This window comes from Actinoplanes sp. L3-i22, assembly GCF_019704555.1.
Taxonomy (GTDB): domain Bacteria; phylum Actinomycetota; class Actinomycetes; order Mycobacteriales; family Micromonosporaceae; genus Actinoplanes.
The window spans coordinates 5,442,848-5,458,602 of the sequence record NZ_AP024745.1 but is presented as its reverse complement, the minus strand read 5'-3'; the positions used below and the strand labels follow the sequence as shown (position 1 = coordinate 5,458,602).

8 protein-coding genes are annotated in these 15,755 nt (G+C 69.4%); 2 read left to right on the top strand and 6 right to left on the bottom strand.

The window, feature by feature from the left end; translation table 11 throughout:
* Window positions 1-68: 68 nt before the first annotated feature.
* The 4 genes from L3i22_RS24260 to L3i22_RS24245 all read right to left on the bottom strand — a co-directional run bounded on the left by L3i22_RS24260 (window position 69) and on the right by L3i22_RS24245 (window position 6,407).
* Window positions 69-3,170: an ATP-binding protein gene (locus L3i22_RS24260; RefSeq protein WP_221329240.1), complete on the bottom strand. Its 3,102-nt coding sequence runs from the start codon at window positions 3,168-3,170 to the stop codon at window positions 69-71.
* The gene (locus tag L3i22_RS24255; protein ID WP_221329239.1) at window positions 3,170-3,802 is read right to left on the bottom strand and encodes a hypothetical protein; all 633 of its coding nucleotides are present in this window, start codon (window positions 3,800-3,802) and stop codon (window positions 3,170-3,172) included. The genes L3i22_RS24260 and L3i22_RS24255 overlap by 1 nt, the downstream gene beginning before the upstream one ends.
* Window positions 3,795-5,861, bottom strand: coding sequence for a hypothetical protein (locus L3i22_RS24250; RefSeq protein WP_221329238.1), 2,067 nt, complete (start codon window positions 5,859-5,861; stop codon window positions 3,795-3,797). The genes L3i22_RS24255 and L3i22_RS24250 overlap by 8 nt, the downstream gene beginning before the upstream one ends.
* A 273-nt stretch (window positions 5,862-6,134) precedes the next feature.
* Window positions 6,135-6,407: a hypothetical protein gene (locus tag L3i22_RS24245; protein ID WP_221329237.1), complete on the bottom strand. Its 273-nt coding sequence runs from the start codon at window positions 6,405-6,407 to the stop codon at window positions 6,135-6,137.
* 512 nt (window positions 6,408-6,919) lie between these two features.
* On the opposite strand from L3i22_RS24245, the gene L3i22_RS24240 reads away from it, so the two are divergent.
* Both L3i22_RS24240 and L3i22_RS24235 read left to right on the top strand, forming a co-directional pair.
* Window positions 6,920-11,356, top strand: coding sequence for a polymorphic toxin-type HINT domain-containing protein (locus L3i22_RS24240; protein ID WP_221329236.1), 4,437 nt, complete (start codon window positions 6,920-6,922; stop codon window positions 11,354-11,356).
* On the top strand, window positions 11,353-11,706 hold the full coding sequence (locus tag L3i22_RS24235; RefSeq protein ID WP_221329235.1) for a hypothetical protein: 354 nt from the start codon (window positions 11,353-11,355) through the stop codon (window positions 11,704-11,706). Before L3i22_RS24240 ends, L3i22_RS24235 begins: the two co-directional genes overlap by 4 nt.
* A 42-nt stretch (window positions 11,707-11,748) precedes the next feature.
* On the opposite strand, the gene L3i22_RS24230 is transcribed toward L3i22_RS24235, so the two are convergent.
* Both L3i22_RS24230 and icmF read right to left on the bottom strand, forming a co-directional pair.
* Window positions 11,749-12,504: a helical backbone metal receptor gene (locus L3i22_RS24230; protein ID WP_221329234.1), complete on the bottom strand. Its 756-nt coding sequence runs from the start codon at window positions 12,502-12,504 to the stop codon at window positions 11,749-11,751.
* 5 nt (window positions 12,505-12,509) lie between these two features.
* The gene (gene icmF / locus L3i22_RS24225; RefSeq protein WP_221329233.1) at window positions 12,510-15,701 is read right to left on the bottom strand and encodes a fused isobutyryl-CoA mutase/GTPase IcmF; all 3,192 of its coding nucleotides are present in this window, start codon (window positions 15,699-15,701) and stop codon (window positions 12,510-12,512) included.
* Between the last annotated feature and the right edge of the window lie 54 nt (window positions 15,702-15,755).

Sequence of the window (15,755 nt, the reverse complement as noted above, 5' to 3'; positions counted from 1 at the left end):
CCTGCGTTTCCCGTAATGCTGGCCCCGATTTATCAGGACGAGTATGGTCGCCGCCCCGATATCCGGCCTCAGTCCTTGCGTGCCCGCGTCAGGACCTCCTCGGTCGTCAGCGGACTCCGGGGGTGGTGGGTCAGCGAGAGCGGGGTTTTGATCTTGCGCGGCGCCGTGCCCTCGGCGGCCAGATAGAATTCGCCAGCCCCGAGACGAGAGATGTCGGGGACGTCACCGCCCTTGGCCTTCGCCATCTCACGGACCGCCTCGATCTGCACCGGGCTGTTCAGCAGGCCGTAGAGCTGCGTCGTGCAGTTGCCCGGGATCCGATTGTGCAGGCTCTTCGGGGCCTGGGTCGCGAAGAGCAGTCCCAGGCCGTACTTGCGCGCCTGGGCGGCCAGGATCAGCGTACTCTGCGTGCATGCGGTCATCGGGCTGACCGGTGCCAGGGTCTGGGCCTCGTCCATGACGAGCAGGCCGAGCAGCGGCCGGTCACCGGCGGGGTGTTGCTTGATCCAGGAGAACAGCGCCATCTGCAACTGGTTCACGAATGTCTGGCGAACAGCATCCGACGGCAGGCCCACCATGCTGATCACCGAGACACGAGCCCGTTTGCCGGCGGCCGGAGTCAGCAACACCCCGGGATCCAGAGGGGTGCCATCGCCTCCGAAGAGCGGATCGTTCACCATCTCAGCGGTCAGCGTCTGCGCCAGGCCTGCGGCGATCTTGTCGGCGCCGTCTATGTCGATGGTGCCGTCGGGAAGATCGGCCAGGGTGTCGATGAGACCTTGTAGGCGGGTGCCTCCCCGTCTGCCGTAGTGCTCGATGGCCTTGCGCAGCACGGCGCGCCCGGTGTGTGCCTTGGCAGCCCGGCCCGCGACCAGCGCCCGTGGCACGAGTGCCGCGACCGCCGCCTCCACCGCCTCGTGGAACTCGTCCTGGTCATCGAGGACACTCGGAAAGTCCGGCAGCGGCTGAAGGCTCAGCGGCCGGCCCGCCGACCGCCGCGGCGTCCAGACCACGACATCGGTATTCGCGAGGTAGTAAGCGGCCTTTTCCCGGTCCCCGGCCCGCCATTCTGTCGGCGGCTCGGGCCAGCTGTCGCCGAGCCGAGCCAGGTCGTTGTTGGGGTCGAGCACGATCGCGGACACCCCGTACAGGGCGCACTCCTCGACGATGCGCCTGATGAGGACGGTTTTTCCGGACCCCGAGCCGGCAAAGATCGCGGCGTGCTTGCGCAACGCCTCGACCGGGATGGTCACCGGAGTGCCGTCCCCGTGGTCGTAGCCGATTGTCAGGCTTGGCATGTCGTCCTCGTGGGCGGTGTGCTCGCCGGGCACCCATCTGTCGACGTCGGCGAGCGCCTCCTCCAGGAATTTCAGGTTGCGCGTCGGCCGTCTTTCGATGAGCCAGCCGTGCATTTCCCGCGGGGCCTCACCGAGCATGACCTGAAGGGCGGACAGGATGCTCAGGTCCTCAGGGTCGAGTTCGAGCGTCGCGGTCACCTTCGTGAGCTCGTCGCGCGTGGTCCCGCCCTGTGACCACTCCGCGTTGCGGAGCATGTAGAGGTTGCGTTTGCCGGTCGTGGTCTCGGCAGCCGCGGCGATCGTCGCCTTCTTCAGCCGAGAGAGCGCACCGTTGAAATGGTGGTCAGCGCTCACCGCGCGGAAAGACCAGTGGACCTGGTCATCGGTATCCGGGTTGAGAGTCAGCCGCAGCCGCGCGTGCAGTGCCGGGCGAGCGCCCGGTGGCGGGTCCACACTGAACCCAGTACCGGCCTCGCCACGTTCCAAGATCCAGGCCGTCAGCCCGGCGGCGAGCAGACCGGGCACCGCGTCGTCCTCGGAGCCGTATTCGAGCGGGGTGATGTCGTCCGCGGCCAGCTTGAGCTCGGCGAACCGTTCGTCGAACCGCGCCATCTCGCCGGCGGAGACGGCGACCGGAGGCGGTGCCGAGGGCTCTGGCCGTGGACCGGTCGGCGCCGGGTCACCGATGGTCGCCAGCAGATCGACGCGGTCGGTGGCGATACAGGTGCGAATGTGATTGTCGATCCTGATCAGCAACTCACGGGGAGTGAACGGCCCGGCATGGGCGAACGCCTCTGGCAGGACCGGCCACGAGTCGAACAGCGGCTGGAATCCAATCTCGGCGAATCGGGTGACGAACCGCTTCTCGATGATCTTCTGAGCGAGCGCCCTGTCCCTGATCCGCTTGAGCGGAGCAGTCTGACGGAACCGGTCGGACACGGTGGCGACAGCGACGCCGGTAAGGTTCTTCCAGGTGCCGGGCAGACAGGTGATCACGGTGAGCGTGCGGCGGGTCAGCTCCCGAAGGGACATGAGCCCGTCGGCGAGCACAGCAAGCATCCGAGCGTCTTCCGGCCGTAGGCCCGCGGACCTACCAGCCGGATCGGCCTCGATGTCCAGCGATGCGACCAGCGTGTCAATCTGGTCGATGGCGATGACCGATGGTCCGGTCAGCGCCAGCAATCGGGAGAGGTCCTGCACGATCTGCTGCGCCGGGCGTGCGGCTCGGCGTAGTCCCCAGGCGTCGCGTTCGCCGGTTTCGGTTTCCTCACCCGAGGAGAAGTAGGTCTCCGCGATGTACTGATGACCGATATCCATCGAGGCGCTCAGGGCCAGCGCCCGCGCGGTCTCTTGACTGCTGCGTGCCACCTGCCGGTCGTGCTGGGCAAGGCCTTTGATGAATTCGTCGAGTGCGCCGCGGGTCAGCTCCGTCTCCCCCATGACGGCCCGCCGCGCCGCGCGGGGCACCGCCACCATCGCCGACAGGCTGCGCAGGAGCAGGCCGAGCTGGCTCTGGCGGCTGCCCGGCACCGGCCGGGAGAGGCCGTCCAGAATCGCCTCCAGCACGCTCTCCCAGAACGTCTTCGCGTTGAGCATGCTCACCAGGAAGAAATAGCCGCCCCGCTCGTGCACCTCCTGCCGCACCGAGCCGAGCAGGTGGGTCTTGCCGGATCCACCCTGTCCCTGGATCACCAGGCCGATGGGGCTACCGGCCGGGCTGGCCGCCGCCTCGCCGATACCGGCCACCACTTCACGCAGGACGGGAACGTGCAGGCCTTCGACGTGAAAGGGCTGCGGCCGCCACAGGTCATCGGGCACCGGCGCCCAGTCGAAGCGCAGCGCGGAGAGCGCCTTGCGTTCCTCGTCCTCCATCACACACCGATCGCCAGCAGGTGATTGTCCTGCCCACCCACGCGCAGAGCCGCCTCGGTGTCCGCCTCGGTCACCAGCCTGCCACTCGACTCGGGCGCAAGACTGACGTTGTCTTCCTCGATGAGTCGGCGCAGGGCTTCATCCAGGTCTTTCCTGGCCACGTCGGCGAAGAAAGGCCGCAGCCGGCGCAGGCTGACCCAGTCCTTCGGCTCGTCGGCAAGGGCGTAGTAGGCGCTGACGATGCGCGAACGAAGATCCTGTTTGGCCGGAGCACGAAGATCGGTCGACGAGAAAAGCTCTCCGAGCGTCGCGCAGCCCGCCCGGGTCAGAACACGATTCCGAATTGCGGCATGCAACGCCTTGAGCGCACTGCCCAGGGCCCCCGCACCCCGCAGGGTGAAGTCAAGGTCCTCGCGCACACGGAGCCAGCCCTCGTCGGTCAGGAGCAGCGCGTTCGTACGGCCGCTTTTCCTCGAGGCGATGTACTTCAATTTCTCGAGTTTCTCGCGCGGCCCCTTGCGCACATCCAACCCGTAGAGTTCGGCCAATTCAGTGTTGAGCACCTCTCTGGCCTCAACCATGAGTACCAGGAGAATCGCGCCGTCTGAAGCCGTCAAGTCATCGTCAACCATGGTCTTTTCCTTCTGTCAGAGCCAGGGTTCCATCGGGGTGCATACCGAAGGCGCGCAGCCGTCGAACCTTCTCGGCAGCCGTCGCGTCGTCACCGCAGCCGGCCATGAGCAAGGCGAGCAACCGGTCGACGGCGCGTGGGGTGCCGGCATCCACCTCGGCGCGCAGCTCGGTCTCGTCGCCCAGCTCGAACAGCAGCGAGGTCAGCTGGTCGGCTGCGGCCGTTCCGCCGGTGGTCAGCTCGTCGCGGAGTTCGGCGATCCCGGGGACGGAGTCAGCGGCCCCGGCGCCGGTAATCTGGTCGAGCCTGGTTGCCGCCACCCGATCACCCCGCTCCGCACGGGCGGCCAGCTCAGTAGTGCGCCGCAGGGTGGCCAGCAGCTCCGTCAGCAGGTTCGGCGCCAGGCGGTGCCCGGCATCCGCGAGCTCCCGCAACTCCGCCAGTTCGCCCCGCTCGGCGAGCAGGTTGGCGAGATCGTCGCCGGCGGTGAGGTCGCCCCGCTCAGCCCTCGCCCTAAGGTCGAGGCTCTCACCGCGGTCATAGAGCAGGTCCCACAGAAGTTTCTGCGCGGTCGGGTCGGAGGTGCGTAGCGGGTCCGACCGCTCGCGCAGGGTCATCACTTCGACCAGAGTCGTCGCCGTTCTGGTCTCCCGCTGTCCCCGCACGCCGTCTACCAGCACCAACTCTGCCGCTTGCAGGTCATCACGGCGGACCAGCAGGGTGGCCAACTCGACACAGGCATTGCCGTCGCCGAGTGTCGCCAGCCGGTGCAGCGCCCTTGCCTGGATGCGGTACCGCATCCGTGCCGCGGCCGCGTCACCGAGACGCCGAACTTCGTCCTTGCTGTCGAGACGATCGATGAGCGCCGTCCAGAGGCTTTCCGGTGGGCACTGCACTCGGCGCTGAATGCGCAGCTGCTGGGCCAGGAAATCGGCGGCCCGATATCCGGGCGGACTTCCCGGCCGATCGCCGGCTTCCTGGGGCAGCGCCGCGATTGAGGTCTCGTTGATCCGCTGTGCGGCGTAGGCATCCACCTCCTTCAGCCAGCTCTCCCTTGATGCGGCCTGCTCCGGCCTGCTCAGGTATCCGGACATGGCTTCGAGGAGCAACTCCGGCGGTAACGGCGAGAGAATGCCGAGGCGACGTGCGTCCGCTGCCGCCGTGATCGCGGCCCGGGCGTACGGCGGCGCATGTTCCCACCGGCGCATCAACTCAGGACCGGCGGCGAGCACCTGGGTCAGACCGTCCTCGGATGCGTCCAGCGCAGCCCGTATTGCGCTGTCGGTAGTGGCGAGCTGACGGGCACACAGCTGTTCCGCTGGCCGGAAGCGGGGTGGGACATCGATCGGTTCCGCGAAGACGAGCAGCTCCCGCTCGGCCGCGCCGGTGACACGCGAATCCATCCGGGCCTTGTAGTCCTCGAACCAAAGCGTGCCCACGACGATGTGGCCGGCTCGGACCAGACGTGCCACCTGTGGCTTGGTGAGCGCGGGTGTCTGGTCGAAGAAGCGAGCGAGTTCGTCGAGCCAGATGACGGCCCGGCGATCCGGCTCGTCGAGCAGGCGATAGATGTCGCGAGTGTCCGCCGGCTGAGCCAGCCACCATTGCTCGGCCTTGGCGCGAACGGCTTCGTACAATGAGCGGGTCTTGCCGGTCGACGAGCCGCCGATGAGGACAACGAAACAGCCCTGCCGAGTGCCGTCCTCGATCAGTTGCCGAAGATCCGGATCGAAGTGGCGGGGAACGTAGCCGGGCAGCGGCCTGATGCCGGCGTTGACGCCGAGTTCGCGCGGCGACACCTCGGCGACCCGGACCAGGCCGGACTGCCACTCGCGTGACTCATCGGTCAGCCGCTCCCAGGTTTCCATGATCTCGACGCGTTCGCCGACTGACGGGTTCAGTGCGTCGAGGAAGCTCTCCAGCACCGGTTTCTGCGGCGTGCGCTGCCCCTGCAACACCGCGCTCAAGGTGGACCTGCTCAGCGGACGCTTATCCCCGGAAGCATGCCGGGTCTGCCGCTCGAAATCACTGAAGGAAAGTCCGGAGCGGTCTTTTTTCAAGGTCAGGAATTTCGCGAACTCCTGCCATGATCCGATTTTGGAAAGATCAAATGTCGGCGCGCTGGTCAGTGTTATCTACCTCCCGCAGCCGACGCTGGACGTTCCGGGACAGCTTACGAATTCCTCGACGGCTGCGCTATGGGCTGGACACTCATCGACTTGATCAAGAGGCGCCGTCCCGTCACTTCCCGAACCCTCCCATTAGCTCGAAAACCTGAATATTCGCTGCTCAAGTGGCTCCTGTCGAACAGCAAATCCGGATCTATCCCCGGATCACCGCTGCTCATCGATCACCGCCGGACAACCGCTGGTGATCAATTCAGATGACGGGAGCGCCTCATGCCGGGACAGTTTTCGATCACCCCACTGACCGGCTTCGCGGCAATTCCCCGATACGGTCCGCTCAGCGACGAAGTGCCGGAATTCGACATCATCCGCAATGACATCGAGCACCGCAGCCGCGGGGCGCACACGCTCGATCGGCACGGACCTGACATCCCCTTGCGACGCACAGCCGGTATGAAGACGATCGAGGGTCGGATCCACGGGGATCCACCGTGGCGGCACAGGGTGACACGTTCCTACCAGTGGATGGATCTACCGACCCTGGACTTCGCGGTAAACACGTACGTGCGTCGGCACTGGACGATGATTCGCATCAATCTGGCGGATCGGCGCCGTCACGAGGGCGTCGCGGACGCTCACCGCCCGGTCGGTCGGGGCTACGACGGCAGCGGCACACCGGGCCCGGGGCGGGCTCGGTACCGCGAAGTCAGCCAGTTCAAGGTTTGTATCCGCCTGACGCCGGACGTGGACCCAGCCGTGCCGTTCATCCTGTCAGCTTTTCCATGGAGCAGCCCTGCCAGCTCCCCCGGGTGAGGATGCCCGAGTTCCGGCCGGGTCCGCAGCGTTCCCCGGCAACCGCCTGGTCGCACTCGACGCTGCCGGCCGGCCGGAGGCGAATCCATCGGGCGGCGCCGATGAGTTCGTCTCTGGTATGACTAACCGGCCACATTGATCAGTGTCGTGCGGTGGCGGACTCATCACGGGGGTGTGTCATGACGTTCAAGCTCCATGCCCGTTTCACCGGCGGACGGTGGCGACGACGGACGCTGGCGGCGATCGCCGGCGGCCTGGCGGTGGCGATCGCCGCGCCGAGCAGTGCCTACGCGGCGCCGCGGGAGCGGGTGCCGCAGGCCGCCCCGGCCCCGCTGACTGTCCAGCAGCTGCTGGAGCAGCTCGCCGGCCCGGTCACCGCGGTGCCGGACACGGACGGCCCGATCGACGACGCGGATCTGGACCGGATGCTGTGTCAGGATCTGGCCGACTACGACGAGGACCCGGAGGTCCGGGCGGCGGCCCAGGCCGCGCTGGACACCAACGACCCGGTGACGATCCGGGACTTCCTGGACAAGGGTCTGCCGGTCTACCGCAAGGCCGCCGACGAGATCAAGAAGATCAAGACCGTCGAGGACCGGGCGCTGGTCCAGCACTGGGCCGACACCGGCACCCCGATCGTGCGGCAGAAGGCCGCCGCGGCGCTGGCCACCAACAACGCCACGAAGATCGCCGACTTCATCGCGATCGGCAAGGCCGCCGCCGACGCCGCGGACGCGCAGGACGTCCTGACCGCCCAGCAGCAGGCCCAGCTGATCCAGGCCCGGGTCGGCCAACTGGTCGCGTCCGGCGGCTACGAGGTGCAGTCGCAGGGCCAGCTGGCGCTGGACAGCGAGGACCCGGAGGTGATCGCCGAGTTCTACAACCACGGCTACCTCGCGGCGGCCCAGCTGGACACCGACGCGCAGCGGGAGATCGAGGCCGCCCTCACGGCCCGGGCGACCGCGGTCAGCGACCTGGCCACGCTGGCGCAGAAGGCGACCCGGGCGGCCACCGCGCAGCGGCAGATCGTCACGGCGAGCATCAGCGCGACCCAGTCGCTGACCGTGGCGGCCAACTCGATGGGCCTGGTCAACCGGTACGCCAAGCAGGCCGACGCGATCTACGCCAGTGACGTCCCGATCCGCAAGGCCGGCGGCGCGACCCACACCGCCGACCTGACGAAGCTGCGCTCGGACGCGTGCGCCGAGTCGGCCACCACCGCCCGGAACGCCGACCAGGTGGTCGCGCAGGCCGGGGTCGCGGCGACGGCGGCGCAGACGCTGACCGACACCGGGTTGACGCACGGCATCGACTGGAACGAGGTGCTGCAGGCCCAGGGCGACGCCGCGACGGCCGGCAAGCAGGCGGCCGAGACCGCGTGCCACGCGGCCGAGGCGACCGAGGCGGCGGCCAAGGCGCTGGACGCCGACCACAGTGCCACCGTCGACGCGGCGAACGCGGTCAAGTACCGGCAGGCCGCCGAGCGCGAGCAGGCGGCGGCCGAGAAGCTGGCCCTGCGCGCCGAGCAGCTGGCGGCGGCCGCGCAGGCCGCGGCGGCCGACGCGCACGCCCAGCGGTTGCGGGCCGAGGCGGCGGCAGCGGACGCCCGGATCCGGGTGAACAAGGCCCGCGACTACTACGAGACCGCGGTTCAGCAGCGACAGATCGCCCAGCAGGCGGCCTCGAACGCGATCGCCCACGAGCAGCAGGCCTACAACGCGGCCGTCCGGGCGATCAACCAGCAGAACGTCGCGGTCACCAAGCACGACGACGCGAAGCAGGCGTACGACCGGTCGCTGGTCGCGGGTCAGCATTTCGAGCAGGTCGGCAAGCAGACCAAGGACCTGATCGACCGGGCGAAGAAGTCCGCCGACGGCGCGCACTCCAAGGAGCTGGAGGCCGAGGCGGCCGAGGCCCGCAAGCTCGCCGCCGAGCTGGCCTGCAAGTACCCGGACAACCCGAGCGGCACCGGCTGCCCGGGCACCGCCGAGATGCAGCAGCTCGCGGCCGACGCCACCCGGGCCCGGAACGACGCCACCGCGGCCCGGTCGGCGGCGACGGCGGCCAAGGGCGACGCCACCGCCTCGTCGGCGGCGGCCGACGCGGCGGCCGATGACTACCGGCAGGCCGCCGCGGCTGCGGCGGCCGCGGCGGCCGCGGCCCGTGGGGCGGCGAACGAGGCGCGCCTGGCGACCCAGGACGCCGAGACCGCGGCGTCCGCGGCGTCGCGGGCCATCGACGACGCCGTCAAGGCCAACAACGACGCCACGGCGGCGGTCGACGCGGCCCGCGAGGCGGTGCAGCGGGCCGCCCAGGCCGGTGCGGACGCCGACCTGACCCGGCAGGCGTACGAGGACGCGACCCGGCAGGCGGCGATCGCCGCGTTCGAGACCCGGATCGCGGGCCGCGCGGCCCTGGACGCCCGGGTCTCGGCGGAGGCCATCGCCGACCCGGCGGCCCGGGCCCTGGACGTCGCCGGCGTGTACGCCGAGACCGACAACGACGCCGCGATGGCCATCGACCTGGCCAACAACGCGATGGCGATCGGCGCGACACAGAGTGTCGCCGCGCAGCAGCACGCCGACGACGCGGCCGCCGCCGCGGTGCATGCCGCGGAGATGGCGGCGCAGGCGCAGGAGCAGGTGAAACCGGCGTACCTCGCGGCGCAGAAGGCGGCCGAGGCGGCGAAGCGGGCGGTCGCGGCCAGCAAGGTCGCGGTGACCGCGGCGCAGGACGCAAGTGACGAGGCGGCGGCCGCGGCCACCGCCGCCGAGGACGCGCGACGGTCCCAGGCCCAGGCGAACTCCTACGCGCAGGCGGCCAAGGCGGAGAGTCAGCAGGCCGGCCAGAACGCCGGGGTGGCGCGGCAGGCGAAGAACGCCGCGCGCGGCTACGCCGACAAGGCCAAGCTCGCCTCGGACAACGCGAACCTGCTGGCCGGCGACACCGAGACGATGAGCGGCACGATCACGTCGATCTCGAACAGCGTCTGGGACATGGCCCGCGGCATGAGCGGGCTGGCCAAGACGCTGATGGAGACCGCGTGGAAGGCCTACGACGTCGAGCAGGCCGCGGCCGAGACCGCGTGGATGCGGTGGTTGCAGGAGAAGAGCGACCAGGCGATCGACCACTGGATGCCGTGGGGCGCCGACATCGTCAAGGGTGCCAAGGACAGCCTGCTGGGGATGGTCGAGGGGCTCTGGTACGTCAGTGACTGCACGGTCGGCACGTTCATCGGCCTGGACCCGGCGACCGACGAGTACACGGTTCCGGACGTCACCTTCTGGCCGAAGCCGGACAAGGCCTGCAAGCTGCTGCAGGACGGGGTGACCAAGCTGGTCAAGGATCCCAAGCAGCTGCTGCACTGGAACGAGTGGGGCGAGAACTGGCAGCGGGCCCTGGGGATGACGATCGTCGACGTGGTCACGATCATCGGGACCGACGGGTTCGGGGCGATCTTCAAGGCGCTCGAGAAGGGCATCTCCAAGGACATCGCCAAGGCCGGGCTGAAGGACCTGCTGGCCGGGGCCGCCAAGTACGGCGGCGAGCTGCTCTCCAACGCGGTCACCAAGCTCGGCGCGCTCAACGCGGCCCGGCTGCTCAGCCTGGCCGAGTCGCTGACCATCAAGCTGACGCTCAGCGCGGAGGAGATCGCCGCGATGGCCAGGTCCATCGTGGTCAAGGGCATCGACGCCGTCGAGCAGGCTCTCAAGGACCTGCGGAACACGCCGATCGTCAAGGGCCTCGAGGACCTGATCAAGTCCTGCCTCGCGCGCAACAGCTTCGCCGCCGACACCCGGGTGCTGCTGGCCGGCGGCGGCAGCAAGCCGATCGCCGCGATCCGGGCCGGCGACCGGGTGCTGGCCACCGACCCGGAGCTGGGGGTGACGAAGCCCGAGCGGGTCACCCAGGTGCACCGCAACCGGGACACCGACCTGGCCGACGTGCGGATCGCCTCGGGTGCGGTGCTGCGCACCACCCAGGAGCACCCGTTCTGGGACGAGACCACCCGGTCCTGGACCGAGGCGGCGGATCTGCGGCCGGGTGACGCGCTGCGCAGCACGGTGGTCGTGCCGCGGGTGGGCGCGGTCCGGACGTACACCGGCAACCGGGTGATGTACAACCTCACCGTCGCCGCCCTGCACACCTATTACGTGCTGGCCGGCCACACGCCGATCCTGGTGCACAACTGCGACAAGAACGTCGTGCTGGGCATCAACCGGCACTCCGAGGCGCTCGCCGATACGCTGCGCAAGAGTCCGGACACCGCTGACGCCCTCACCTACAACGGCGCCGATCTGAAGGCGATCGACCCGGAGAGTGGTCTGGCGGGCTGGCAGAAGAAGGTCAACGAGGCGCTGAAGAGCCCGGGCTCGACCATCCACGTCGCGATCGACGACATGGACGGCGCGACGCCGATCGCCAAGTTCCTCAACGCCTACAAGAAGGCGAAGAGCGGCGTGTACGGCGCGACGGACTGGGAGATGGGGCAGATCGGTTTTTATGTACGCATGGGGTTCCGGGATTGGGACAGCATCAAGTGGTACGTCAACGGCAAGCCGCTGAGCCCGGCGGACATGCCGGAACCGAACTGGCGGGAGCTGATGAACTCTTGATCTTCCATTCGGAGCGCACCTTCCAGGTCTGGCGGTACTCGGTGAGCCACACCACCCTGCTGCTGCGCAGCACCCGGGACGACGCCCACCCGACCCGGATCGACCTGGTCTTCGGCGGGGTCCGCCGGATGCTGCTGCAGCCGGTCTTCGAGGGGCTGAGCATCTCGCTGGCCTCCGACGAGCGGCGCGAGTCCGTCGAGCGCGGGCTCGGCGGGACCTGGGGCAGCGGCGCGCTCTACTTCCTGGACGACGAGGGGGCCAACTTCGTGGCGGCCGGGCCACCCGCCTGGCACGAGGACGAGGGCTCCTACACCGACCCGTCGTTCTTCCAGTCGATGCTGTTCCTGTAGCGGTTCCGGGCGGCACACCCCACGGTGTGCCGCCCGGCCCGGCTACGAACCCCGGATCAGGTCGAGCAGTTCGCGGCGGGCGGTGGCCAGGGACGGGCCGTACCAGGTCAGTTGCCGACCGGGGACGAGCACCGTCCGTACCGAAGGAAAGGCTTCTGGTCCGTCTTTTTCGGTGAAGACATAGGGTTCGTCGGGCAGCAGCACGAGATCCGGCGTCGCGGCGTGCAACCGATCGAGCTCGATCCGGGGATAGCGCGCCGCGTCGTCGCCGAACACGTTGTCCAGGCCGAGCCGGGTCAGCAGGTCGCCGGTGAAGGTGCGGGAGCCGATCACCATCCACGGGTCCCGCCAGATCGGCACCGCCACCCGCAGCCGCGGCGCCGGCGCCGGCTGTGCCCAGGACGCGGTCGCCGCCCGTAACCAGGCCGGCTCGTCGACCGCGAGCACCTCGGTGAAGAGCCGGCGCATCGACCGCAGCGCGTCGTCGAGCGACTCGATCGCGGTCACCCACACCGGTATCCCGGCAGCCCGCAGCCGTTCCACGTCGAGCTGCCGGTTCTCCTCCTGGTTGGCCACCACCAGGTCCGGGCGCAGGGCGGCGATCGCGGCCCGGTCCGGGTTCTTCGTGCCCCGCACCCGGGGCAGGTCGAGCCCGGCCGGGTGCGTGCACCAGTCGGTGACCCCGGCCAGCCGATCCGGAACGGTCACGGCGAGCGCCTCGCTCAGCGACGGCACGAGCGAGACGATCCGCCGCGGCGGCGTCGTCAGGGCGACCGGATGGCCGAGGTCGTCGTCCATCGGGATCAGACGTTGCGCCGGTACTGCCCGCCGACGGTGAAGAACGCGTCGGAGATCTGGCCCAGCGAGCAGTGCCGCACCGCGTTCATCAGCTCGGCGAACACGTTCCCGCCGTCCATCGCCACCTGCTGGAGCCGGGCCAGCGCGGCCGGCGCCTCGGTGACGTGCCGGGCGTGGAAGTCGGCCAGCCGGTCCAGCTGCGACTGCTTCTCCTCGGGCGTGGCGCGGGCCAGGTCGACCTTCTGCGGCGGCTCGGTGGATCGGTGCGGGTCGAGGAACGTGTTGACGCCGACCAGGGGCAGGGTGCCGTCGTGCTTGCGGTGCTCGTAGAGCATCGACTCGTCCTGGATGCGGCCGCGCTGGTAGCCGGTCTCCATCGCGCCGAGCACCCCGCCGCGTTCGGCGATCCGATCGAATTCGGCCAGCACGGCGGCCTCGACCAGGTCGGTGAGCTCGTCGACGATGTACGACCCCTGCAGCGGGTTCTCGTTCCCGGCGAGCCCCCACTCCTTGTCGATGATCATCTGGATGGCCAGGGCGCGGCGCACCGAGTGCTCGCTCGGGGTGGTGACGGCCTCGTCGTACGCGTTGGTGTGCAGGCTGTTGGCGTTGTCGTAGATCGCGCAGAGCGCCTGCAACGTCGTCCGGATGTCGTTGAAGTCCATCTCCTGCGCGTGCAGCGACCGCCCGGACGTCTGCACGTGGTACTTCAGCTTCTGCGAGCGCTCCCCCGCGCCGTACCTCTCGCGCATCGCCACCGCCCAGATCCGCCGCGCCACCCGGCCGATCACCGAATACTCCGCGTCCATGCCGTTGGAGAAGAAGAACGACAGGTTCGGGGCGAAATCATCGATCTGCATACCCCGGGCGAGGTACGACTCCACGAACGTGAACCCATTGGCCAGCGTAAATGCCAGCTGACTGATCGGGTTCGCGCCCGCCTCGGCGATGTGGTAGCCGCTGATCGACACCGAATAGAAGTTGCGCACCTTCCGGTCGATGAAGAACTGCTGGATGTCACCCATGCAGCGCAGCGCGAACTCGGTCGAGAAGATGCAGGTGTTCTGCCCCTGGTCCTCCTTGAGGATGTCGGCCTGCACGGTGCCGCGCACGGTCGCCAGGGTCCGGGCGACCACCTCGTCGCGCGGTTCGTCCGGGTTCGCGGCGATCTGCTGGTCGATGGCGGTGTTGAGGAACATCGCCAGGATCGCCGGAGCCGGTCCGTTGATGGTCATCGACACCGACGTGCTCGGCGAGCACAGGTCGAACCCGTCGTAGAGGACCTTCATGTCGTCCAGGGTCGCGATCGAGACGCCCGACGTGCCCACCTTGCCGTAGATGTCCGGCCGCAGGTCCGGGTCCCGGCCGTAGAGCGTGACCGAGTCGAACGCGGTCGACAGCCGGGTCGCCGGCTGCCCCTCGGAGAGCAGGTGGAAGCGCCGGTTCGTCCGGAACGGATCACCCTCACCGGCGAACATCCGGGCCGGCGCCTCGCCCTCGCGCTTGAACGGGAACACCCCCGCGGTGAACGGGAAGAAGCCCGGCAGGTTCTCCCGGCGCAGGAACGACACCAGCTCGGCCTCGTCCCGGGTGCGGGGCAGCGCCACCCGGCGGACCTGGGAGCCGGACAACGTGGTGCGGGTCAGCGGCGTGCGGATCTCCCGGTCGCGAACCCGGTACACGTACTCCTCCCCGGCGTAGTCCTCGACGATCAAAGGCCACTTCACCAGCAGATTTCGTACGTCGGGAAGCAGCGCCCCGTCGGCCTCGGCAGCCAGCTCGCGCACCCGCTCGCCGGCGGCGTCCTCGCCCAGCAGGCCGGCGGTCAGGCGCAGCGCCTGACGCCGCCGCGCCACCTCCACCTGCGCCTCGGTGACCTGGTGGTACCCCCGCAGCGCGTCGGCGATGTCGGCGAGGTAGCGCGAGCGGGCCGCCGGCACGACACTGGTCAGCCCCGACGACGCCTGCACGTCGACGTGCGGCAGCGTCCCCGCCCCGACCGTCAGCCCCTTGCCCACGAGCAGCTCGCGAAGGTGCTGGTAGAGCGCGGTCACCCCGTCGTCGTTGAACCGGGCCGCGCTGGTCCCGAAGACCGGCATCCGATCCCACGGCGTGCCGAACGCCTCGCGGTTGCGGACCAGCTGGCGGGCCACGTCCCGGCGGGCGTCCTCGGCGCCGCGACGCTCGTACTTGTTGATCGCCACGACGTCGGCGAAGTCCAGCATGTCGATCTTCTCGAGCTGGGACGCGGCGCCGAACTCGGGGGTCATCACGTAGAGCGCGACGTCGGAGAACGGCACGATCGCGGCGTCGCCCTGGCCGATGCCGGGCGTCTCGATGATCACCAGGTCGAACCCGGCGGCCTGCACCGCGGTCAGGATGTCGCCCAGGTTCTCCGGCAGCTGCGCGCCCGAGGTGCGGGTCGCCAGGGACCGGAAGAACGTGCGCCCGGGCTCCAGCGCGTTCATCCGGATCCGGTCGCCGAGCAGCGCGCCGCCGCCGCGCCGCCGGGTCGGGTCGATCGCCAGCACCGCGATCCGCAGCTTGTCCTCCTGGTCGAGGCGCAGCCGGCGGAGCAGTTCGTCGGTGAGTGACGACTTGCCCGAGCCGCCGGTGCCGGTGATGCCGAGGACCGGCACGCGCCGGCCGGCCTCCCGCAGCCGCTCGGCCATCCGCGGCGACCGGCCCGACTCGAGCACGGTGATCGCCCGCGCCAGCGCGGCCGGGTCGCCGGAGAGCACCGCGTCGACGTCCGGCTCCTGCGCGGCCAGGTCCAGGTCACAGGCCCGGATCAGCTCGTTGATCATGCCGGGCAGGCCGAGGCGCTGCCCGTCCTGCGGCGAGAAGATGGTGACGCCGCGCTCGGCCAGCAGCGCGATCTCCTCGGGCACGATGACGCCGCCGCCACCGCCGAAGACCTTGACGTGCCCGGCGCCGGCCTCGCGGAGCCGGTCCACCAGATACGTGAAGTACTCCACGTGGCCGCCCTGGTAGGACGAGATCGCGACGCCCTGCGCGTCCTCCTCGACGGCGGCCTGCACGACGGCGTCGACGCTGCGGTCGTGCCCGAGATGGATCACCTCGGCACCCTGCGCCTGCAGCAGCCGCCGCATCACGTTGATCGCGGCGTCGTGCCCGTCGAACAGGCTCGCCGCGGTCACGAACCGCACAGGGTTGATCGGAACGTGCAGCGTCATGGCACACCTGCTCTCGAGGACGACCGATACCACGATACTAGGATGTCCAACTAT